This window comes from Nitrospirillum goiasense, assembly GCF_034427435.1.
Taxonomy (GTDB): domain Bacteria; phylum Pseudomonadota; class Alphaproteobacteria; order Azospirillales; family Azospirillaceae; genus Nitrospirillum.
In genome coordinates, this window is the sequence record NZ_JAXQNP010000001.1 from 360,013 (window position 1) to 381,656 (window position 21,644).

At 64.1% G+C, this 21,644-nt stretch carries 17 protein-coding genes; 12 read left to right on the forward strand and 5 right to left on the reverse strand.

Going from position 1 to position 21,644, the window contains the following annotated elements:
- Positions 1-8: 8 nt before the first annotated feature.
- The 5 genes from ULB03_RS01485 to ULB03_RS01505 all read right to left on the reverse strand — a co-directional run bounded on the left by ULB03_RS01485 (position 9) and on the right by ULB03_RS01505 (position 6,452).
- A complete protein-coding gene (locus ULB03_RS01485) occupies positions 9-722 on the reverse strand; it encodes a response regulator transcription factor (RefSeq protein ID WP_322481551.1) in 714 nt (237 codons plus the stop codon).
- A gap of 672 nt (positions 723-1,394) precedes the next feature.
- A complete protein-coding gene (locus tag ULB03_RS01490) occupies positions 1,395-2,822 on the reverse strand; it encodes an aldehyde dehydrogenase family protein (protein WP_322481552.1) in 1,428 nt (475 codons plus the stop codon).
- Between the two features lie 55 nt (positions 2,823-2,877).
- Complete coding sequence (locus tag ULB03_RS01495; RefSeq protein ID WP_322481553.1) at positions 2,878-3,825, reverse strand: MFS transporter; 948 nt, start codon at positions 3,823-3,825, stop codon at positions 2,878-2,880.
- The gene (locus ULB03_RS01500; protein WP_322481554.1) at positions 3,798-4,046 is read right to left on the reverse strand and encodes a hypothetical protein; all 249 of its coding nucleotides are present in this window, start codon (positions 4,044-4,046) and stop codon (positions 3,798-3,800) included. Before ULB03_RS01500 ends, ULB03_RS01495 begins: the two co-directional genes overlap by 28 nt.
- Before the next feature lie 48 nt (positions 4,047-4,094).
- Positions 4,095-6,452 carry a TonB-dependent receptor gene (locus ULB03_RS01505; RefSeq protein ID WP_322481555.1) on the reverse strand — a complete coding sequence of 786 codons (2,358 nt, stop codon included), beginning with the start codon at positions 6,450-6,452 and terminating at the stop codon, positions 4,095-4,097.
- A 656-nt stretch (positions 6,453-7,108) separates the two neighbouring features.
- Between ULB03_RS01505 and ULB03_RS01510 the strand changes: the two genes are divergently transcribed.
- The 12 genes from ULB03_RS01510 to ULB03_RS01565 all read left to right on the forward strand — a co-directional run bounded on the left by ULB03_RS01510 (position 7,109) and on the right by ULB03_RS01565 (position 21,580).
- Positions 7,109-8,545, forward strand: a complete 1,437-nt coding sequence (locus tag ULB03_RS01510; RefSeq protein ID WP_322481556.1) for an amidase — start codon at positions 7,109-7,111, stop codon at positions 8,543-8,545.
- Positions 8,546-8,621: 76 nt separating this feature from the next.
- On the forward strand, positions 8,622-9,233 hold the full coding sequence (locus ULB03_RS01515) for a TetR/AcrR family transcriptional regulator (RefSeq protein ID WP_322481557.1): 612 nt from the start codon (positions 8,622-8,624) through the stop codon (positions 9,231-9,233).
- Positions 9,234-9,248: 15 nt separating this feature from the next.
- Positions 9,249-10,643, forward strand: coding sequence for a flavin monoamine oxidase family protein (locus ULB03_RS01520; RefSeq protein WP_322481558.1), 1,395 nt, complete (start codon positions 9,249-9,251; stop codon positions 10,641-10,643).
- Positions 10,644-10,657: 14 nt separating this feature from the next.
- Positions 10,658-11,713 carry an agmatinase gene (gene speB / locus ULB03_RS01525; RefSeq protein ID WP_322481559.1) on the forward strand — a complete coding sequence of 352 codons (1,056 nt, stop codon included), beginning with the start codon at positions 10,658-10,660 and terminating at the stop codon, positions 11,711-11,713.
- Between the two features lie 96 nt (positions 11,714-11,809).
- Positions 11,810-13,093, forward strand: coding sequence for a 4-aminobutyrate--2-oxoglutarate transaminase (gene gabT, locus ULB03_RS01530; protein ID WP_322481560.1), 1,284 nt, complete (start codon positions 11,810-11,812; stop codon positions 13,091-13,093).
- Positions 13,090-14,568: an NAD-dependent succinate-semialdehyde dehydrogenase gene (locus ULB03_RS01535; RefSeq protein WP_322481561.1), complete on the forward strand. Its 1,479-nt coding sequence runs from the start codon at positions 13,090-13,092 to the stop codon at positions 14,566-14,568. Before gabT ends, ULB03_RS01535 begins: the two co-directional genes overlap by 4 nt.
- A 768-nt stretch (positions 14,569-15,336) precedes the next feature.
- Positions 15,337-16,605, forward strand: coding sequence for an HlyD family efflux transporter periplasmic adaptor subunit (locus ULB03_RS01540; protein ID WP_322481722.1), 1,269 nt, complete (start codon positions 15,337-15,339; stop codon positions 16,603-16,605).
- Complete coding sequence (locus tag ULB03_RS01545) at positions 16,602-18,656, forward strand: peptidase domain-containing ABC transporter (RefSeq protein ID WP_322481562.1); 2,055 nt, start codon at positions 16,602-16,604, stop codon at positions 18,654-18,656. The genes ULB03_RS01540 and ULB03_RS01545 overlap by 4 nt, the downstream gene beginning before the upstream one ends.
- Positions 18,657-18,775: 119 nt before the next feature.
- The gene (locus ULB03_RS01550) at positions 18,776-19,459 is read left to right on the forward strand and encodes a Stf0 family sulfotransferase (RefSeq protein ID WP_322481563.1); all 684 of its coding nucleotides are present in this window, start codon (positions 18,776-18,778) and stop codon (positions 19,457-19,459) included.
- 43 nt (positions 19,460-19,502) lie between these two features.
- Complete coding sequence (locus ULB03_RS01555; RefSeq protein ID WP_322481564.1) at positions 19,503-20,174, forward strand: hypothetical protein; 672 nt, start codon at positions 19,503-19,505, stop codon at positions 20,172-20,174.
- A 4-nt stretch (positions 20,175-20,178) separates the two neighbouring features.
- On the forward strand, positions 20,179-20,697 hold the full coding sequence (locus ULB03_RS01560; RefSeq protein WP_322481565.1) for a hypothetical protein: 519 nt from the start codon (positions 20,179-20,181) through the stop codon (positions 20,695-20,697).
- Positions 20,698-20,779: 82 nt separating this feature from the next.
- A complete protein-coding gene (locus ULB03_RS01565) occupies positions 20,780-21,580 on the forward strand; it encodes a Fic family protein (protein WP_322481566.1) in 801 nt (266 codons plus the stop codon).
- Positions 21,581-21,644: the final 64 nt, after the last annotated feature.

Below are 21,644 nucleotides of genomic sequence, written 5' to 3' on the forward strand. Positions count from 1 at the left end.
ATCGCCGGCTATTCCGCCAGTGACAGGGCGCGGAACACATAGCCCTGACCATAGACCATGGCCACGGGCAGCTCGATACCGCAAGCCTGCACCACCTTGCGGCGCAAGCGGCTGATAACCGCGTCCAGGTTGCGGTCGTTATGCACCATGGACGGCCGCTCCAGCGACGCGATCAAGTCGGCCCGCGACACGATCTCCCCGCGCGTTTCCATCAAACGCGCCATGAAGGCGAATTCGGTGGCGGTCAGCGCCGTCTTGTCCCCCGTCGGCGCGACCAACCGCCAGTCCGCCGTTTCCAGCCACCAATCCCCCGTCGGCGCGGGAACCGGAGGCTTCGCCATCGGGGCGCGAGGCCCGCCCAAGCGGCGGATCAAGCTGCGCAGATTGGCTTCCACTTCCCGCATGCTGGTATGTTTGACCAGATAGGTGTCGGCGCCGCTGGCGAGACCCTCGACCTTGTCATCGAGGCTGCTGTGCCCGGTGAGCATGATGATGCCGCAAGCCAGGCCATGGCGCCGTCGGACCTCGCGGGCCAAATCAAAGCCGAGGCAGTCGGGCAACCCGACATCCAGGATGAAGACTGTGGGCTGGCGGCTCTCCGCGATCCGCAGCGCCTCCGCCCCCGTGCCGGCGCCAGCGGCCTGGAACCCTTTCAGGAGCAGGTAATCAACCAGATCCGCGCGCGGGCCATCCGCATCCTCGACAACCAGCACGTCCAGCATGCGGCCCCCTCGCCTTCTACCGTCCACCCCCGCCCGCCAGCGGGCGACACGCCTGTCGGACTAGGCCTCTGCCCCACGGCCTAAAGAACCCGCAGGCCACGCTGAAGTCCATCAGGGACTGAACAGGTATTATCTAGTGCGATCCACGCCCATATTTCCAAGTTTTATTGGAATACCGTCGCTAGATTCCAGTTTAAGGGCGGCAGCGTGACAGAATGGCCATCATATTTGATAGATTCTCACACATTTACGGAGAGTCCATAGAATTAATCAGAATTGATCCATGTACTTTCCTACCTCCACCGTGCCCAGAAGCATTAATCCTAAACATGACGCCACCGATGTCGGCCCCATCGCCGGCACGGCATGCCACGCGCCGGCTGGGACTTCTGATACGGCGGTCCCTCGAAGCGCCCATAGGCCAAGGATCGGCTCCGCCGCAAAACGGCGCCGCCTTGTTAGAGCGAGATGCGATCATGTCTGATCGCATCTCGCTCTTAACCTGTTCATGATAGAGCGGATTTACACGATCAGGTGACTACACCTGATCGCGTTCCGCTCTAATTCCAATGGCATTTGATCGCCGGGCGGACGCCGTCGCGTCCTACAGCGGCATGAACGCCCCTCATGCCGCTGGTGCAATTCCGATAATGGACGGCGTGGGGAGGACGGTCAGCCCACCGCCACGCCTTTCAGCTCAAGGAATTCACCCAGTCCGAACTCGGCATACTCCCGGCCGTTGCCGGACTGCTTGTATCCGCCGAACGGCACGGCCGGGCTCCAGGCCGGATCGTTGACATAGATGGTGCCGGCGCGCAGTTGCCGGGCCACCGCCTGGGCACGGCCGGCATCGCCCGATTGGACGTAGGCCGCCAGGCCGTAGACGGTGTCGTTGGCCAGGGCCACCGCCTCCTCCACCGTGCGATAGGTCAGGATGGACAGGACAGGGCCGAAGATCTCCTCCCGCGCCACCGTCATCGACGGGGTGACGCGGCCGAAAACCGTGGGCCGGACATAATAACCCCGCGTCAGCCCCGCCGGACGGCCGGGACCGCCCGCGATCAGTTCCGCCCCCTCGGCGATACCCCTCTCGATAAGCTGCTGCACCTTGGCGAACTGATTGGCGTTGGACACCGGTCCCATCGTGGTGGCGTCGTCCAGGGGATCGCCGGCCACGACGGTTTCAGTCACCGCGCGCGCGATCGCCGCGACCTCGGCATACCGGTCCTCGGGCACCAGCATGCGCGTCGGGGCGTTGCACGACTGGCCGGAATTGTTGAAGCAGCGCAGCACTCCCTGCCGTACGGCCCGGGGGAAATCGGCATCCGGCAGGAGGATGTTCGCCGACTTGCCGCCCAATTCCTGGCTGACCCGCTTGACCGTGTCGGCCGCCAGCTTCGCCACCTGCACGCCCGCGCGGGTCGACCCGGTGAACGACACCACGTCGATGTCGGGATGGGCGACGATGGCCTGCCCCACGCCGGCACCATCGCCATGCACCAGATTGAAGACGCCGGCGGGCACCCCGGCGGCGTGCATCACCTCCGCGAACAGATTGGCGCTGAGCGGCGCCAGCTCGCTGGGCTTCAGCACCATGGTGCAGCCCGCCGCCAGCGCCGGCGCCACCTTGCAGACGATCTGGTTCATGGGCCAGTTCCATGGGGTGATCAGCCCGGCGACGCCAACGGGCTCCCGCCACAGGCGCAGGGGGCCCCGATCCTCGTCGAACACGAAGTCCCGCAACGTCTCCAGCATCTGCGCCAGATGGGCGGCGCCGATGCCGGCCTGGGCCTGGCGGGCGAAGCCCAGCGGCGCGCCCATCTCCTGCCGGATGGCATCGCCGATGTCCGCCATGCGCGCGCCATAGGCCTCCAGGATGGCGGCCAGCAGGTCCAGGCGCTGCTGTCGGCTGGCCTGGGAGTAAGTGGCGAAGGCGCGCCGGGCCGCCGCCACGGCCACGTCCACCTCGGCCGGGCCGGCCAGGGCCACCTGGGCGCAAGGCGCCTCGGTCGCCGGGTTGATGACATCCAGCAGGCGCCCCCCTTCAGGCATGCGCCATTGGCCATCGATGTAGCAGGAGAGAAGCGGAAGCGAAGACATGGGGCTCAATCCAAACAGTGAAACCGGGGGAAGTGGAAAGCCGGGGCGCCGCAGGTTAGATCCGGCGGCGCGCGGCGATGAAGGCGGCAGCCGAGAGCGCCAGCAGCAGCGCCCCCTGTGCCGCCACCGCGACATAGCTGCCGGCAAAATCCAGCGCGTAGCCAGCCAGCAGCGGGCCCAAGGCGGCGCCGCCGCCGATGATCATGTTGGACAGGATCACCAGCCCGCCGCCGTCATCGGCATCGGCCAGCGCCGCCAACAGCATGGGCACCAGGAAGGACCAGCAGACCTGGAGCAACACCACCGCGGCGATGAAGCCGCCCCGCCCCGCTGGGAACGCCAACGCCACCAGGCAGGCCAGCAAGAGGCCGAAGACGCCCACCGTGTAGGCGTCCCGGCGACGGGCATGCCCGGACAGGGTGGCCAGGACGGACCCGAGGATGGCGGTGAACATGGCGACCGCCGTCAACGTGCCCACCCCCTCCTCCGTCAGGCCCAAGGCCAGACCGGGCACGCCGACGAAGGCCCAGGCGCCGCTGATGGCCAGGTAGTAGCAAAAGATCGCGAGAAAATTCAGGCGGGCGGCTGTTGAGCCGCCCCGCTGGCCACCATCGCCACGCTGGACACCCGCCGCCTCCGGCCAGCCGCCGGGTAACCCCGCCACCATCGTCAAGGCCAGCAGCGCCGCCACGGCCAACAGCGCGTAAAGCCCGGCGAGGCCGACATGCCCGAACAGCCGCGGCAGGTAGAGCAGGCCCAGGGCCGCCGACACCGTCTGCCCCCCTGTCCAGCAGGCGAACGCCCGATGGGGATCGGCGGAGCGCCCCGCCGCCAGCAGGCAGACGACCGACAGCGCGCCGCCCCCGGCCCCGCCGATGAAGCGCAACGGGATGAGCCACGCGGCGTCACCCCCCGCGCGGGCAACGACGCCCGACCCCACCGCGGCACCGACGAACACCAGGCTGGCCGCCACGGTCAGCGGCCGCCAGGAAAAGCGGCGCAACAGGAAGGCCGCCGGAAAGGAAACCAGGGCGGCCCCCCCAACTCCGCCGACATGAGCAAGCCGATGTCGCCGGGGGACCAGTGCCATTCAAGGGCCAGTTGGCCGGCGATGACCGGCGATACCAGGAAGACGAAGGGCCCGATCAGGCCAAAGGCGGTGATGGCCGCCAGTGACAGGAGCGGCGGGACCCGTTGGTCCGTGGACGTGGTGACGGAAGCCATGAAGCCCTCCCCAGGGGTAAGCGGCGGCGCGTGGTGGGCCATGGCGCCTTACCAGGTCTTCGTCAAATTGAGGCCATAGCTGAGCGGCCGGCCGTATACCGAGTAATAGCTGCCCAGGCCGTCATTGCTGCGGTCAGTGAAGTAATGCCGGTTCAGCAGGTTCTTGCCCCACAGCGACACGCTCCACCCGTCATGGTCGGACGCCAGCGTCAGCCGCCCGTTCAGCAGACCGTAACCGCCGATGTTGCGCAAGGCGCTGTCGACCAAGGTGCTGCCGATGACCTGCGCGCTGCGCACGTCGAAATCGAGCTGCGCCGTGCCCACCAGATCCGCCGTGACCGCATGGTCGTAGCGGACGCTGAAGGAGCCGGTCCACCGCGGCGAATAGTCGATGCGGCGTCCCTGCCAGGGCAGCACGCGGTTGTCGAAGGAATAGAGGACGTCGTTGCTCTGCGTCACCTCGGCGTCGACATAGGCGCCCGAGGCCTGCAACGTCAGGCCCGGCAGGGGCTTCAGCGTCGTTTCCAGTTCGACGCCGTCGTGCGTGGCCTTGCCCACATTGGTCAGGCGGAAAATGAACTGGCCTGGCGTCAGCACGCTGGGCAGGGTGGTCAACGCCTGCAGATTATTGTGGTCATAATGGAAGCCGGCCAGGTTGACCTGCAGCCGGTGGTCCAGCCAGGTGCTCTTCACCCCCGTCTCATAGGCCCAGACGATTTCCTCCTTATACGGGGTCACGTCGCCCGGTTCCTGGGGGAAGCCGCCGAAGACGCCGCCCGACTTGTAGCCCCGCGCCGCCGAGGCGTAGAGCAGAACGGTATCGGTCAGGTGGTAATCGGCCGACACCTTGCCCGACACATGGTCATGCAGGCGGTAGGTGGAGTTCAGATTGTTCAGCAGGGTGATGCCGGCCAGGGGGAAGAAGTCCTTGCCGTTGCGGAAGTCCGTCTCCTCCGTCGCGTAGCGCAGCGAGGCCGAGAGGTTCAGGCGGTCGGTCAAGGCGTAGTCGGCCTGACCATAGACCGAGGCGTGGCGGGTCTGCTGCCGGTACTGCACCGCCAGCACGCCATCCTGCTGCGGCACGCCCAACGGCGTGAAGGAGGCGGAGACGACGGCCACGTTGTCGCGCATGTCGAACGTCCGGTACTCCTGGAATCCGGTCTGGGCGTAGACGGCACCGGCCAGCCACTTGAACCGGGTGTCGCCGGTGGAGGTCAGGCGCAGTTCCTGGGACAGGTTGCGGATGGTGGCCTGTTCCGCCTGATCACCCAGCCGGAGGTTGGTGGCGTCGTAGTCGTAAACCTGGCCGTAGTGGAAATAATCCGCGGCGCTGATGGACGTGAGGCGGGCGGCGTCGAAGTCATAGTCCAGCGTCAGCGTGGCGCCCCACTCATGATTGTCCAGCCGGTTGATGGGGCTGGAGATGACGGCGCGGCCGTCGTTGGACTGGCTGGCCGAGGACAAGGCGCCGGTGGTGCCGGTGATCAGGTTGTTGAACTGGGCGAAGTTGAGGCAGGAGGCGTTACCGTTGCCCCCACCGGCCACGGCGCCGCAGAAGCCGCCGTTGGCGTCATAGGCGGCGTTGCTGGTGGCCAGCGTGGTCTGTGACTGGTCCCGGCTGCCGAACAACTTCAGCTGGGCGGTGAAGCGCTCCGACGGCTGCAACAGGGCCTGAAGGCGGGCCGAGGTCCGGTCGGGCGCGCCCCACCGGGTATTGCCGGCCAGGGTCTTCTGCCAGCCGTCGCCGCCCTCCTGCACCGCGGCGATGCGCAGCGCCAGGGTATCGGTGACGGGGATGGATTGCGCCCCCTCCACCCGGTATTCGTTCCACTTGCCATAATCTACGGAGGCATAGCCGTCCGTGGCGCCCAGCTTGGCCGGCTTGGACAGCACCTGGACGGCGCCGCCGGTGGTGTTGCGGCCGTACAGCCCGCCCTGCGGGCCCTTCAGCACCTCCACCCGCTCCAGGTCATAGAGCGCGCCGCCGCCCATGACGGCGGAACTTTGGTAGACGTCGTCGATGTAGATGGCGGTGGCGGGGTTATTGTTGGCGTTGAAGTCGAACAGCGCCACGCCGCGGATGACCCAGGTGGGGGCGCCGCCGCCCTTGTCGTTATGGATCTGGACGTTGGGGATCATGCCGCCGATCTGGTCGATGGAGGTGACACCCCGACTTTTCAGGTCGTCGCCGGCGAAGGCGCTGACCGATACCGGAACGTCCTGCAAGCTTTGGGCGCGCCGTTGCGCCGTCACCACGATGTCTTGAAGCACGTCGTCAGAGGCGCCAGCCCCAGGGGCGGTCCCAGGGGCGGTGGCGGGTTCCGCGGCGCGCGATGGCGCCGACGCCCCCAACACCAGGGAGCAAGACAGGCCGAGGGCCGCATAGGCATACCGTTTCCGCTTCATTTCCGTCTCCCGAATCTTCCCGTTCATTTGATCGCGGCACGCCTTTGCGGCGGCCATTGTCCGGCAAGCCATCCCCGTCCGGGGCCACTGTCGCGCCCCGCCAAAAGGACCCGCGCCCCGAAGGACGCCAGCCTGCATCGGAAATCACCGGACGGTCGTCCCGCACCGGAGCATCAAAGCCATTTCCAGCCAGAGCCGGCCGGATACCCTGTTCACGTCAATGTTTGATCATTTGACCAATTTGTGCCCCAAGTGCGACGCATTTCGGAAAGGTTGTCAAGGATAAAGATTTTGGGTTTGGCCAATCACGGACGACGACAGCTCGCAGACTGTTCCATAATAACATATTGTTATATAATACTTTTAGTCGTTATCCCCGTACGCAGTCATTCCCCCGCCCGGAAAAAGCGCGACAAAAAAACCGATGGAATAGGCTGAACCCCTGGCCAGGATCGTCCCAAAAATAAATTGATCATATGACCAAATATGATTGACAGCGCCATTTGCGGCCTGTACCCAGGAAAGCATGACAAACGTCGATCCGGCCCCGGACGCCCCGTAAAGCGTCCCGGAACCGGTCCGCGGCCTGGCAACGACCCGCCGCACGACGCCGACGCCTTCTTAAAAAAAATGTCTTTCAGGAACAGGGACAGGACATGGGCGGCACCGCGCTTTGGCAATGGGATGCCACGGATCTGGCATCCGCGATCCGGGAACGACGGGTTTCAGCCCGGGAGGCGACGACCGCCTGCCTGGATCGCATCATGGCCGTCAACCCGGCGGTGAACGCCCTGACCGAAATAAGCCGCGACGCGGCCCTGGCCGCCGCTGACCAGGCCGACGCCCGCGCGGCCACCGGCGCGCCCCTGCCCCCACTGCACGGCCTGCCCGTGACGACCAAGATCAATGTCGACCAGGCCGGCAGCGCCACCACCAACGGCGTCGCCGCCTTCACCAGCCTGGTGGCGGCGGAGGACAGCCCTCAGGTGGCGAACTGGCGCAAGGCCGGGGCCATCCTGCTGGGCCGCAGCAACGCCCCCGCCTTCTCCTGCCGCTGGTTCACCGATAACGAGCCGCACGGCCTGACCCTGAATCCCTGGAACCCCGCCCTGAACGTGGGCGGGTCCAGCGGCGGGGCGGCAGCGGCTGTGGCCACCGGCATGGTGCCCCTGGCCCACGGCAACGATCTGGCGGGATCCGCCCGCCTGCCGGCCAGCGCCTGCGGTGTCTTCGGCCTGCGCCCCACCACGGGCCGGGTCCCCGCCTACAACCCCACGGGCAAGGCCGAGCGGTCACTGTGCCTGCAGACGGGGTCCACACAGGGCGTTTTGGCGCGTTCGGTCCGCGATATCCGCCTGGGGCTGGAAACCATGGCGGGGCGCGATGCGCGCGACCCGGCCTGGGTGCCGGCGCCCCTGGATTTCCCCGATGACACGGCCCGGCACCGGGTCGCCCTGTTCACCGGCACCCCGGACCACGCCGCCGACGCCCCCGTCCTGGCCGCCCTGCGCCGCGCCGCCGATGCGCTGGCCAACGCCGGCTATGAGGTGGTGGAGGCCGCCCCGCCCCGCTTCGAGGAAGCGGCGGAGTTGTGGATGACCCTGCTGTCCAACGACTGCCGCAGCCCCAGCGCGCGGGCCGCCTTCGCCCTGGGCGGCGAGGTGTTCCTCCGCTCCCTGGACCTGACGGCGGCCTGCGTCCCCACCCTGACGGCGGAGGAGATGCTGGCGGGCCTGGGCAGCCGCACGACCTTCCAGCGCGACTGGCAAATGTTCTTCGAGGACTTCCCCCTGCTGCTGATGCCCACCGCTTGGTCGGTGCCCTTCCCCGTCGGCTACGATGTGCGCGGCGTGGAGGAGGCCCGGCGGCTGCTGACGGCGCACAGCCCCTGCACCGCGACGGCCTTCCTAGGCGTGCCCGCCCTGTCGGTGCCGGTGCACCGGGGAACGGACGGCCCGTTGGGCGTCCAGTTGGTGGCCGGCCGGTTCCGCGACGGCCTGGTGCTGGCCGCCGCCGCCACGCTGGAGGAACGGCTGGGCGCCGTCACTCCCATTGATCCGCAGCCATCATCGACCCCTGTTGACCCCCGCTAGCACCCCGATCAGCATGCCGTCCCCGCCAACCGCCCGCCCAAAGGGCCGGCAGCCCGCGAGACCAGAGGAAACGCCCGTGTCCAAGCCCCCGAAGACCAAAAGCGAGGAGAAGCGCGAGGAAAAGCGGGAGGCCATCATGGCCGCCGCCGTCACCGTCATCGCCCGCGAAGGTGTGCACGGGACCACGACGCGCAAGATCGCGGGCGAGGCCAGCGTGAACCTGGGCACCCTGCACTATTATTTCGACGGCAAGGACGCCGTGCTGATGAACGTGCTGACCCACCTGGTGGCCCAGTCACGCGCCAGCCTGTCCGCCTATTTCTCGGCGCCCGAACGGCTGCACGACCGCATCGACCACCTGCTGACCTTCATCCGGGGCGAGGTGGAACGCAGCCCCGATGAGCAACTGGCCCTGTTCAACCTGACCCTCTACGCGCTGAGCACGCCGGGGTCCGAATGGCTGGCCAAGCGCAAGTACGAGGAATATCTGGACCTGTACCGGTCCGTCCTGGCCGACGCCAGCGATGTCCGTGATGGCAGCATCAAGCCGGACATCGACGGCCTGGCCAATTTCATCTTCACCGGCTTCGTCGGCATTCTTCTGCAATGGCTGGCGACCGCCAACAGCTTCCGCTCACGCCAAGCGGTGCAGTCCCTGATCATCGCCGCGCAGCGCACCTACCTCTAAGAACCGGAGAGCGTTATGGGCCAGCCTATCGAGTCCGCCTACCGCCCGGAATCCGCCTGCGCGGAGCCGGTTGATGTCGCCATCATCGGGGCCGGTTTCGCCGGCCTGACCGCCGCCCGCGCCCTGGTGGACGCCGGCCTGCGCGTCACCGTGCTGGAGGCGCGCGACCGCGTCGGCGGCCGCATCCATACCCGCCGCGCCCAGGACGGCACCCCCATCGACGTCGGCGGCCAATGGGTGGGGCCGGGCCAGGATAAGGTGCTGGCCCTGGCCGAGGAACTGGGGGTGGAAACCTTCCCCTCCTTCGAGGAGGGGGAAAACCTCTGCCTCCACAACGGCCGCCTGATGCGCTTCACCGGCCTGCTGCCGCCCCATGAGCCCGACGCCCTGGCGGAAGTGGAGGCCACCTTCCAGGCGCTGGACATCCTGGCGGCGACGGTGGACGCCGAGGCCCCATGGACCAGCCCCAATGCCGCCGCCCTGGACAGTGAGAGCTTCGACGCCTGGATCCTCCGCACCGCCGCCGGGGACGAGGCGCGGTTCTGGATGCGCTTCCTGGCCCGGTCCGTCCTGGCGTCGGAGGCGCGGGAACTGTCGCTGCTGCACGTTCTGTTCTACATCAAGGCGGCCGGCGGCCTGGACGCTCTGATCAGCATGGGCGGCGGTGCCCAGGAACGGCGTTTCAGCCTGGGCGCCCAGCACCTGGCGGAGCGTCTGGCGGACACGGTCCGCCCCCAACTGCGTCTCAACACCCCGGTGGCCGCCCTGGCCCAAGACGGGGACGGCGTGACCATCACCACCGTGACGGGCGAAACGGTGCGGGCCGGCCATGTCATCATGACCCTGCCCCCGGCGCTCGCCGCGCGCCTGCGCTACAGCCCGCCCCTGCCGGGAGCGCGGGACCACCTGGCCCAGCGCATGCCCATGGGCGCCTGCATCAAGGTGCAGTGCCTCTACCCCGTCCCCTTCTGGCGGGAGGAAGGCCTGTCGGGCATGGCCATCACCGAAGACGGCCCGGTCAGCCTGATCTACGACAACTCCCCCGCCGCCGGCACGCCCGGCATCCTGGTCGCCTTCATCGAGGGGGACGAGGCCAAGGAATGGACCGCCCGCACGCCGGCCGAGCGCCAAGCCGCCGTCACCCGCTCCCTGGTGCGCCTATTCGGTCCCCGGGCCGCCGACATGCGGGAGTATATCGAGCTGTCCTGGCTGGAGGAGGAGTACGCCCGGGGCGGCTACGCCGGTGTCATGGTGCCGGGGGCCTGGACCAGCCTGGGCGCGACCTTGCGCCAGCCTACGGGACGCATCCATTGGGCCGGCACGGAAACGGCCAGCCGCTGGCCCGGCTATATGGATGGCGCTATCCGGTCCGGCGAGCGGGCCGCCGCCGAAATCCTCGCGGCGCGCTGAAACGGGGACCGACCGTGGATCAGTCCAAGCTGGCCCGCCTGCGGCAGCGCTATGGCGCCGCCTCGCCGGCCGATTTCTTCGACCCGCATTTCCGCGAGGTGGCGGAGGCGGTGTTCCGGGGCGCGGAGGCGCCGCGCCAGCCCTTCGCCGACGCCGGCACCCTGTTGGACGCGCCCTTGCGTCCCGATCTGGCGGCGCTGGATGACTTCGGCGGCCTGGACATCGCCCTGATCGGCGTGCCCATGGATCTCGGGGTCACCAACCGGGCGGGGTCGCGCTTCGGTCCCCGTGCCGTGCGCGGCATGGACCGCATCGGCCCGTACGAGCACGTGCTGCGCCTGGTTCCCTCGGCCCAGGCTAGTATCGCCGACATCGGTGACGTGCCCTTCAGCAACTATCTCAGCCTGGGGGCCTGCCACCACGACATCCAGGCCTTTTACGGGCGGCTGGCGGCGGCGGGGGTGGTGCCGCTGAGCGTGGGCGGCGACCATTCCGTCAGCTATTCCATCCTGAAGGCGCTGGGCCGGGAGCGTCCGGTGGGCCTGATCCATTTCGACGCCCATTGCGACACCAGCGGCAGCGACGACAGTGCCCGTTTCCATCACAGCGGCCCCTTCCGCCTGGCCGTGCTGGACGGCGTATTGGACCCGGACCGCACCATCCAGATCGGCATCCGCGGCAGCGCGGAGTTCTTCTGGGAGTTCTCCTACGACGCCGGCATGACCGTGCTGCACGCCGAGGATGTGGCGGAGATGGGCGCCAAGGCGGTGATCGCCAAGGCGCGGGAGGTGGTGGGCGACGGGCCGGTCTACATCTCCTTCGATGTCGATTGCCTGGACCCGGTCTATGCCCCCGGCACCGGCACGCCGGAGGTGGGCGGCCTGACCTCGCGGGAGGCGCTGGCCATCCTGCGCGGGCTGGCCGGCCTGGATGTCATCGGCGCGGATGTGGTGGAAATCGCCCCGCAGTACGATCCCACCAGCAACACCGCCCAGGTCGGCGCCCAGATCCTGTTCGAACAGCTGTGCTTGGCCACCCTGGCGCTGGACCGGCGACGACAACGCGGCTGACGCCCCGCCACCGTCATCGGCCTGACCTTCCATTCGGCCCGCCGGCCCACCGGCGGGATCGCCGCCCCCTACCCTCGCCCCAGAGGATGCCCCCCCATGTCCCGTAACGCCGACCTTCTCGCCCGCCGCACCGCCGCCGTGCCGCGCGGCGTCGCCCATGCCACCGCGATCTATGCCGAGCGCGCCGACAATTCCCTGCTGTGGGATGTCGACGGGCGGCGTTACATCGACTTCGCGGGCGGCATCGCCGTGCTGAACACCGGCCACCGGCATCCCCGGGTCATGGCCGCCGCCGCCGCGCAGATGGAGCGGTTCACCCACAGCGCCTTCCAGGTGGCGGCCTACGAGCCTTACGTCGCCTTGGCGGAGCGCCTGAACGCCCTGGCCCCGTTCAGCGGCGCGGCCAAGACCGTGTTCTTCACCACGGGCGCCGAGGCCGTGGAGAACGCCGTGAAGATCGCCCGCGTCGCCACCGGCCGCAGCGGGATCATCGCCTTCACCGGCGCCTTCCACGGCCGCACGCTCATGACCTCCGCCCTGACCGGCAAGGTCAATCCCTACAAGAAGGACGCAGGGCCGATGCCGCCGGAGGTGTGGCACCTGCCCTTCCCCATACCGCACCACGGCACCACGGTCGCCGACAGCCTGAAGGCGCTGGATTTCCTGTTCCGGTCGGACATCGAGCCGGAGCGCGTCGCCGCCTTCATCCTGGAGCCGGTGCAGGGCGAGGGCGGCTTCAACCCTGCGCCCCCGGAACTGCTGCGTGAGCTGCGCCGCCTGTGCGACGCCCACGGCATCCTGTTGATCGCCGATGAGGTGCAGGCGGGATTCGGGCGCACCGGGCGCATGTTCGGCATCGAACATACCGGCGTGGAACCGGACCTGGTCACGATCGCCAAATCGCTGGCCGGTGGCTTCCCCCTGTCCGGCGTCATCGGCCGGGCCGCGATCATGGACAAGGTGGGACCCGGCGGCCTGGGCGGCACCTACGCCGGCAATCCTGTGGCCTGTGCCGCCGCCCTGGCGGTGCTGGACGTCATCGAGGAGGAGGGCCTGCTGGCGCGCGCCGACGCCATCGGCCAGCGCATCAAGGCCACGCTGGAAACGGTCCGGGAGCGTAACGACATCCTGCCCATCGGCGCCATCCGCGGCCCCGGCGCCATGGTCGCCTTCGAGATTTTCAAGGAGCGTGGCGGCGTCGACCCGGACCCCGACGCCACCCGCCAAGTGACGGCACGGGCGCTGGAGTTGGGCCTGATCCTGCTGACCTGCGGTGTTCACGGCAACGTCATCCGCCTCCTGGCGCCCCTGACCATTCCGGACGCGCAGCTGGATGCCGGCCTGGATATCCTGGTGCAAGCCCTGACGGTGACGCGATGAGCGCCGCCATGGACCTGCGCCGCCTGGCGCTGACCCGCCCGGACCTGCTGCGCGAGGCGGCCTATATCGGCGGCCGCTGGCTGACCGCCGATGGCGAGACGGTGGCGGTCACCAACCCGGCCACCGGCCAAGTGCTGGGCCACGTCCCCCGCATGGGCGGGGCCGAGGCGCGGATGGCGACCGACGCCGCCCACGCGGCCCAGCCCGGCTGGCGCAAGCGGACAGCGAAGGACCGCGCGGCCGTCCTGTGCCGGTGGTTCGACCTCATGACGGCCCACAGCGACGACCTGGCCCGGCTATTAACGGCGGAACAGGGCAAACCCTTGGCCGAGGCGAAGGGGGAGATGGCCTATGCCGCCAGCTTCCTGGAGTGGTTCGGGGAGGAGGCGAAGCGCGTCTATGGCGAGACCATCCCCGCCCCCCGGGCCGACGCCCGCATCCTGGTGACCCGCCAGCCGGTGGGGGTGGTGGCGGCCATCACCCCCTGGAACTTCCCAGCGGCCATGATCACCCGCAAGGTGGGCGCGGCGCTGGCCGCCGGCTGCACCGTGGTGCTCAAGCCATCAGAGTTGACGCCCTTGAGCGCGCTGGCCCTGGCCGTTCTGGCGGAAGAAGCCGGCGTGCCGGCGGGCGTTCTGAACATCCTGTGCGGCGACGCGCCGGCCATCGGCGATGCCTGGATGGCCGATGGCCGGGTGCGCAAGCTGACCTTCACCGGGTCCACCGCCGTGGGTAAGCGGCTGACGGCGGCGGCGGCCGGCACCATGAAGCGCGTGTCCATGGAACTGGGCGGCAACGCCCCCTTCATCGTCTTCGACGACGCCGACCTGGACGTGGCGGTGGAGGGGGCCATGCTGGCCAAGTTCCGCAACACCGGCCAAACCTGCGTCTGCGCCAACCGCCTTCTGGTCCAGGATGGCATCCACGACGCCTTCGCCCAGCGCTTGGCGGCGCGCGTGGCAGGGCTGGTGGTGGGCGATGGTCTGGCGGGCCCGACCGACCAGGGGCCCCTGATCAACGCCCACGCGCTGGCCAAGGTGGCGAGCCATGTGGACGACGCCGTGTCACAAGGGGCCACAGTGCTGACCGGCGGCCATCGCCTGGGTGACAGCGGCACCTTCTACAGCCCAACGGTGCTGACGGGCCTGACGCGGACGATGCGGATCACCCGGGAGGAGACGTTCGGACCGGTGGCGGCGCTGCACCGTTTCACCACGGAGGCGGAAGCGGTGGCGCTGGCCAACGATACCACCTCGGGCCTTGCGGCCTATGCCTTCACCCGTGACCTCAACCGCTTCGTCCGGGTATCCGAGGCGCTGGACTTCGGCATGGTCGGCATCAACACCGCCGCCATCTCAACCGAAGTGGCGCCGTTCGGCGGAATGAAGGAGTCCGGCCTGGGCCGGGAAGGCTCCCGCCACGGCATCGAGGAGTATCTGGACCTGAAATATCTGTGCCTGGGCATGGAGCCCTGACCGTAAGATCAGGGCGTCCGTCATCGGCCTCCGAGCCCAATCCGGACTTCCCCTCCTGCCCCCCGGGACGGCCCGGCATCGCGGATACCGATGCCGGGCCTTGGCATCCCAGTTGCCCTATGAATCAATCAAGCGACTGACCGCGAAGTCGATGGTGCCCGGACAACAATGGCAACCGCCATTGGAAAACAGCACACTCTAGGAATACCACCCAAGTATGTTCATAGTCATAAATGGTTATACCACTCAGATACAATGGAATGCGACAAGTTGTCACTGGGTCACTATCTAACAAAGTTACGCATTTTCGTAAAAAATGCCCCTTCCCGCCCACGACAAATTAAATCAATACGGAATAAAGGATTCCGGCGGACGGTCGCTTATCATGGGCACAATCCGCAACAGCACGATACACCCGGAAGGGTTGTCCACTAGTTGATCACGCAGCACTCAACCGACCACAGGATGCAAATCTTTTCCAGAAGATTACAAAATATCATCCGGCATCCCCGTGAGACGACCAGAAGCAGCCGTCCTATTTTCCTTAAATCTTGAAATTCTCGATAGAATTCTGGCCGGTCCGCTGGAGAAATAACTCTGGAATGGTTGATATACCCGCCCACGGGACGTTGACATGGTAAATGTCCCATGTTACCCAAAAAAAACATCACAAGATTGCATCATTATACAGGCGCCGAAGTGTTCACATAAACGCAATAATGGCGTTTCCCGTAACGCGACTTTAAATGGTGTCCCAATTTGAACTACATGAACCCAAATTCCGATAGAGATAAAGTTGATCTTTATAGAAAAGAGGCCGTAGACGCAGCAACATTAAAGCTCGGCTCGCCCTTTAAAAACATAGGCATTAACGCTCTTATATTTACATGGTTTATCACAGCATCCGTAATAGTCATTATAGCATTTTTGATTCTTGGGCAATTCACAAGAAAAGAGACGGTTCAAGGCATCATGCAGCCGATCGGCGGCGCCCTGAAAATAACGATGCCGCGCGACGCAGTCGTTTCCGAAATTTATGCGAAAGAGGGGGATTTCATAGAAGAGAATTCACCTATACTTGATATTAATTCGGACCAGACAATTAACGGCGGCGACCAGTTAAGCGAGGTTCTCAACGCATCAGCCGATGCCCAAAAAGAGGCCCTGGAAAGACAACTGGAGACCCGCAGCGCCTCTCTCAAAGACCAGAAGGACACAGAAATAGTAAAGTTAAAAACCATACAGTCTCAACAATTACGATATAAAAGTGACAGACAACTTCAGATAAAGCTCATTGAGCTACGAGAAAAGTCTTTCAAATCAGCCCTGCTGCTGAGCGAAAAAGGATATTTCTCTGAGGTGCAACTGAGGGAGAGGGAAGGCCAGCTTATAGAGGCACAGCAAGGCTTATCAAGAATTGATAATCAAATTGAAGAAAATGAATCCAATATAAAACAGATAAAGCTTCAAATTAAGAAACTTGAAGACGACTATGAAGACATGACATCGCAACTATCTATATCAAAAGCTGAGATAACTCAGAAACAAGCGAATAACCAAGCCCAGGGCAGCGGAACAATCACATCACCAGTAAAAGGAAAAATTGTTTATTTACATGCGAAATCTGGGGACTCCATCCACCAGGGTGCGATTGTCGCAATTATCATGCCCAATAACTCTGAATTGGAAGCTGAGTTGTGGGCCCCGTCAAAGGCGATTGGCTTCATTAAAGTAAACGATGAGGTCAGGGTCATGTACGACCCATTTCCATACCAGCGTTTCGGCGTCGGTCATGGGAAAGTATCGGCGCTGTCCACCGCTCCAGTGCCCCCCAACGAGATTCCGATCCCTTTAGACACCAAGGAGTCAATGTACAAGATCGAAGTAAAAATAGATAAGCAATACATAGAAGCCTACCAGAAGCGATGGGACATCAGCCCAGGAACAAAAGTAACAGCCGATATAACCACCGGCTCCCAGTCCTTTATCGAATGGATCCTTGACCCCATCCTAGCGGTAAGGCGCAGATCGGAATGATATCGGATATTCGTAATCGCCAAACGGAAGCTGCAGAGTGCGGTTTGGCCTGCGTCGCGATGGCGGCTGCGCTGGCTGGCTCCAATATCGATTTGAATTGGCTGCGTCAGCGGTATCCCGTTTCCGCCCGCGGTTCCAGCCTGAAGGACATCATAACCATCTCCAATTCCGTAGGCATGTCAGGTCGCGCCGTGCGGTGCGAGTTGGATGAAATCGGCGATTTGAAAATACCCTCCATCCTTCATTGGGGGCTGAAGCATTTCGTCGTCTTCAGCGGGCGAAAAGGCAAGAAATACAAATTATTTGACCCGGCGAAAGGCTACATTTTCCTGAGTATTCAGGAGATATCCCGCAAATTCACCGGCGTCGCCCTGGAACTTTCGCCATCACCCGGGTTTCAGAAACGGGTGGAGCGCTCTCCTCTGGGCCTCGGCGGCATCATCCGCCTGTCCCCCGAGGTGAAGCGCGGATTGCTGCACGCCCTCGTCCTGTCGATCGTCGCCCAAATTTACGTATCGGTTTCACCATTCTATTTGCAGATGGCGATCGACAACGCCGCCATGAAAGGGGATGAAGACCTGCTACGAACGCTGGCGTTGGGCTTCGCGGGCTTCGCCGTCATCAATGCCGGGGCGGAAGCGTTCCGGGCCGTGATATTCCAGAAGGTGGCGGCGCTGCTGAATTGGGACATGACTGTCCGGCTGTTCCACCACATGGTGAGGCTGCCCCTACCCTGGTTTCAACGGCGGCGTCTGGCCGACACCAACAGCCGCTTCCAGTCCATCGACCCCATCCGCAACCTGATCTCCAACGGTGTCGTTGGCGCCGTAATCGATGGTGCCCTGTCCATCGTCACGGTCGTGATGATGTTCGTGTTCTCCCCGGCGCTCTCCATCGTGACCTTGGCGGGTTTGGCCGTGTACGTCCTGATCCGGTTGGCGTGGCTGCCCCTCAGCCGCAAGTATGCCGCCAACGCCTTGCAGGCCACCATCGTCGAACAGGGCAAGCGACTGGAAACCTTGCGTGCAATCCAGACCATCAAGGCCATGGGCGGCGAGGCGGAGCGGGAAGGAAACTGGGCCAACAAATTCGCGGACACAATCCGCACCGGCCAGGAAAATGCCCTGATCGCCAATGGCTTTCAGATCTGCCAGCGCACGATCGACGTTCTCATAACCATCATCGTGATTTATCTGGGCGTGCTGGCCATCATCAAGAACACGATGTCGATCGGCATCCTGTATGCCTTCATCAGCTACAGGGCCCAGTTCAACGCCCGCGTCACCAATCTGGTCGACCAAGTCATCAGTGCCCGCATGTTGAGCCTGTACACCTTCAGGCTCGCCGACATCGTGTTGACACCCGCCGAAGACGATGCGGAGCGCAGCAGGCCGGACCTCGGGGACATCCAAGGACTTGTGGAGGCGGAGAACATCTACTTCCAATACGGCCCCACGGATCGCCTGGTCCTGCGCAATGTGAATCTGCGGGTGGAACCGGGGGAATTCGTCGCCATCGTCGGCCCATCGGGCGCGGGCAAGTCGACCTTGATGAAGGTTCTCAGCGGTCTCTACCCCCCCACGGCGGGAGAGGTACGCCTGGACGGCTTGCCCTTGGCGACCTGGGGCGTGAAGCTGATGCGCCGAAACTTCGGCATCGTCATGCAGGATGACGAACTGCTGCCGGGCTCGATCGCCGAGAACGTCTCCTTCTTCGATGAAAAGCTGGACATGGACAAGGTCTGGCGTTGCCTATCCATGGTCTGCATCGACAAGGAAGTCAACAGGATGCCTATGAAGGCGGAGACCTTCGTCGGCGACATGGGCTCCACCCTGTCCGGCGGTCAGAAGCAACGCATTCTTCTGGCCCGCGCCCTATACAAAGACCCAAAAATACTTCTCCTCGATGAAGCGACATCTCACCTGGATGTCGAAACAGAGAGAAATATCAATAAAACCCTCTCCTCACTTAATATAACGAGAATCGTGATTGCACATCGCAAGGAAACGATTCAGGTCGCGGATCGCCTTATCAGGCTGGAACGCTGCTGATCGCCCACCGCCACCGCCCCATGTCATGACCAATGGAGGATGAATTGCATCCGGTTGCCAGGTTGTATGAGCGTGAGAACGACTTTCCCCCTTATCGGGGAGAGCCCAAGAAAACCTACATGATCGCCGCCATTCCACGGACTGGCAGCACCCACTTGAGTATCCAGTTGTGGAACACCGGGGCCATGGGCGCCCCCATGGAATATACGAACCTGAGCAACCGGGATCGCATGATCCAGCGCCTGGGGCGAGGCGACAGCCTTACCTATTGGAAACGCCTCAAGGCGGTGAGGACGTCACCCAACGGGGTCTTCGGGTTCAAGGCCTTCGTTTCGGATTATCGAAACATCGCAGCCAATCACGAAGCCCTGTTGCCGATGATCGAATCCGACAAGGTTATTTACCTGGTCCGCAGGGACCGGGTCGCACAGGCGGTTTCCTATGCAAAGGCGGTCCAGACAGCCGCATGGTTCTCAGGCGTCGAATACAAAAAAGACCCAGAGTATGACCTGAAGGCAATGCTCAGTGCCGAACAGTGGATTAACCACCAGGAGAACGCCTGGGAAGAAATATTTAAAATGACCGGAACGTCACCATTCCGGATATATTATGAGGATTTTTTGGCGGACACTGAAGGATCTATTCACGAGATAGCCAAATTCCTCGAGATAGACCCCACGGAATTTCGGCCACTCGGCCTCCAGGATATCGAGAAACAGTCCGACCAGACTAGCCAGGAATGGGTCAGGAAATTCACCGACTATAAAAACACGGTCGGACGATCCGGTGATGTCGCAGCCTGACCCGCAATAAAACCGTTCACCAACACCTCAATCGGAGACTGACATGCGCGCTTTGAAGAAAGCCGAACTGGATCTCGTCGCCGGCGGCTATGACACGGGCGGACAAACAATAACGACGATCACGGTGACGGGGCACCCGTCCCCGTCTCCGTCGCCTTCTCCCCTGCCCTCTCCATCTCCCTTCCCATCTCCCATTCCCAGCCCGACGCCCAACGACCCGCCGGACCCGGGCAATGGCCAGGTCCACACCACGCCCAGCGGCAATCATTACACCACCAACATCCCCCTGACCGACGCTCAGACGAAGGTTGTCGACAAGATCGTCGATTTCGGTCAGCAGCATGGCTTCACGTCGGACCAGATCAAGACCGCAGTGGATCAGGCCTATTACGAGTCCAGTTTCAACCAGCAAGCCCAGAACGGCAACTTCACCGGCCTGTTCCAGTACAACCAGCAGAGCTGGGATGCTCTGGGGCATAGCAATATGGACATCCATAACGAGGATGACCAGATCAAGGCCATTTATTCAGATATCAATCGCTATACCGACCGTTACAGCAGTGGCGAGTCGTCCGGCGCCATTCCCAGCAGCGAGAGCTTCGAGAATTACTTCGAAGTGAAGCACCACCTCGGGAATAACTCGACGGACTGGAACAGTCCGACCGTGGCCGATTATCCGGGCAAGGTTTCGACGCTGGGCTTCACCAAGGGCTGATGCCATGCTCTATCGAGTCAAAGCTTGGCTTTGTGCCGCGGCGATCGGGTTGACGCCCGCCATAGCCGCCGCCAAGAGCCCCTGCACCATAGATCGCGCAACCTATCAACTGCACGGGAACCCGCAGTTCATCGCGGGCTTCCGGGATGTCGGCCACCACGAAAACTGGCAAAGTACGCTGGCCTTTTTCGTGCGCTCCAATTCGACGGGCAAGACCTATTGGTTCCTCTTCGATGCCGGAACGGCCCGTTACATCAACCTTATATCCACCACCGACGTAACGGCGCCGGGTTGGCATCCCCCGGATCCCGATGGGGGCACAAGGCCCCTGGGGGAATTGCATTACTTCGCCGCCAACGCCGACCTGGCGTTCAATGAAAGCCTGCCGAAGGCCGGCGATGCGGCGCCTGAGCATATCCTCCTGCCTGATCTTTCCGAGGTGATGGCCTACAAGGCCACACCGCGGGAAACGGTTCAGACGGCATTCTTCGACAATACCGGCTGTTCACCCTCCGGCAAGTAAACCAACTGGATGGCGGCGCTCGTCATCAATGGCGCCGCCATTCTTTGCATTTTGATCGAAACCACGGGGGAGGAGGGGAGCATTGGGTCAAACCCAGCCGCCATCACGCCTGTTCCATGTCCCGCTGATGCCTATACCCTATTTCGATGCCCTGCCCCAGGAATGCCGGCAGGCCTACATCGCCCTGGACCGGCGTCTGGACGGCATCTCGGCCAAGGGGCGCGCACGCCTGCTGATGCAGGCGCGGGACCCGCTTCTTCGCGACCGCCTGCACAACGCCGATGCGACCCACTTGCGCCACAAGCTTTCGGAACATTTCACGGCTCTCAACGCCGATCACTATGAAGCTTCCCGGATTGATCAGGAAATCAATGCCTTGACCCGCCTGTGGCCGGGTGGTGGCACGGCGGACCAATCCTTTGCCTCCGGCGTAACCGGGATCCGGGAGGCGCTGAGGTTGCGGACGACCTACCGCGACGGGCCTTGCCATTCCAGGAAGGACCTCGGGGGCTATCAGGTGCTGTTCCCCGGTGTGGCTCATATTCCTGAACGCCTGCGGGCCATGGACGATTTCGTCGCGGCGAACCTGGGCCGTAGCCGGTCGTTCACCGCCACCGTGGCCATGAACGCCATCTGCAACCTGCATCCTTTCCAGAATGGGAATGGCCGGACATCGCGGGTCTTGTTCAACCTGCTGATTGGCAATCCGCAGTTGCCCCCTCTTTACGTCCCGCTCTACGCCCTTTCCAAGATTTCCCACGGCGGGTTCCTGATCAGGTTACGGCAGGCCCAGTATCACAACGATTGGCACCCGCTGGCCGATTTCATCGCCAGTGGTCTGGACCTGCTCTGCTCGGTACAGACGTCGGAATTGGCCTTATGAACGCGGCACCAGGCCGGCACCGTTTCGCGACGGTGCCGGCCCTTGGTTTTATGGGCGCTTGGTT

Coding starts and splice junctions, on each gene's coding strand:
- ULB03_RS01520 (WP_322481558.1), top strand. CDS start 9,249: ATGGGCCAGCCTATCGAGTCCGCCTACCGCCCGGAATCCGCCTGCGCG.
- ULB03_RS01560 (WP_322481565.1), top strand. CDS start 20,179: ATGCTCTATCGAGTCAAAGCTTGGCTTTGTGCCGCGGCGATCGGGTTG.
- gabT (WP_322481560.1), top strand. CDS start 11,810: ATGTCCCGTAACGCCGACCTTCTCGCCCGCCGCACCGCCGCCGTGCCG.
- ULB03_RS01510 (WP_322481556.1), top strand. CDS start 7,109: ATGGGCGGCACCGCGCTTTGGCAATGGGATGCCACGGATCTGGCATCC.
- ULB03_RS01555 (WP_322481564.1), top strand. CDS start 19,503: ATGCGCGCTTTGAAGAAAGCCGAACTGGATCTCGTCGCCGGCGGCTAT.
- ULB03_RS01545 (WP_322481562.1), top strand. CDS start 16,602: ATGATATCGGATATTCGTAATCGCCAAACGGAAGCTGCAGAGTGCGGT.
- ULB03_RS01540 (WP_322481722.1), top strand. CDS start 15,337: ATGAACCCAAATTCCGATAGAGATAAAGTTGATCTTTATAGAAAAGAG.
- ULB03_RS01505 (WP_322481555.1), bottom strand. CDS start 6,452: ATGAAGCGGAAACGGTATGCCTATGCGGCCCTCGGCCTGTCTTGCTCC.
- ULB03_RS01550 (WP_322481563.1), top strand. CDS start 18,776: ATGATCGCCGCCATTCCACGGACTGGCAGCACCCACTTGAGTATCCAG.
- ULB03_RS01535 (WP_322481561.1), top strand. CDS start 13,090: ATGAGCGCCGCCATGGACCTGCGCCGCCTGGCGCTGACCCGCCCGGAC.
- ULB03_RS01500 (WP_322481554.1), bottom strand. CDS start 4,046: ATGGCTTCCGTCACCACGTCCACGGACCAACGGGTCCCGCCGCTCCTG.
- ULB03_RS01485 (WP_322481551.1), bottom strand. CDS start 722: ATGCTGGACGTGCTGGTTGTCGAGGATGCGGATGGCCCGCGCGCGGAT.
- ULB03_RS01490 (WP_322481552.1), bottom strand. CDS start 2,822: ATGTCTTCGCTTCCGCTTCTCTCCTGCTACATCGATGGCCAATGGCGC.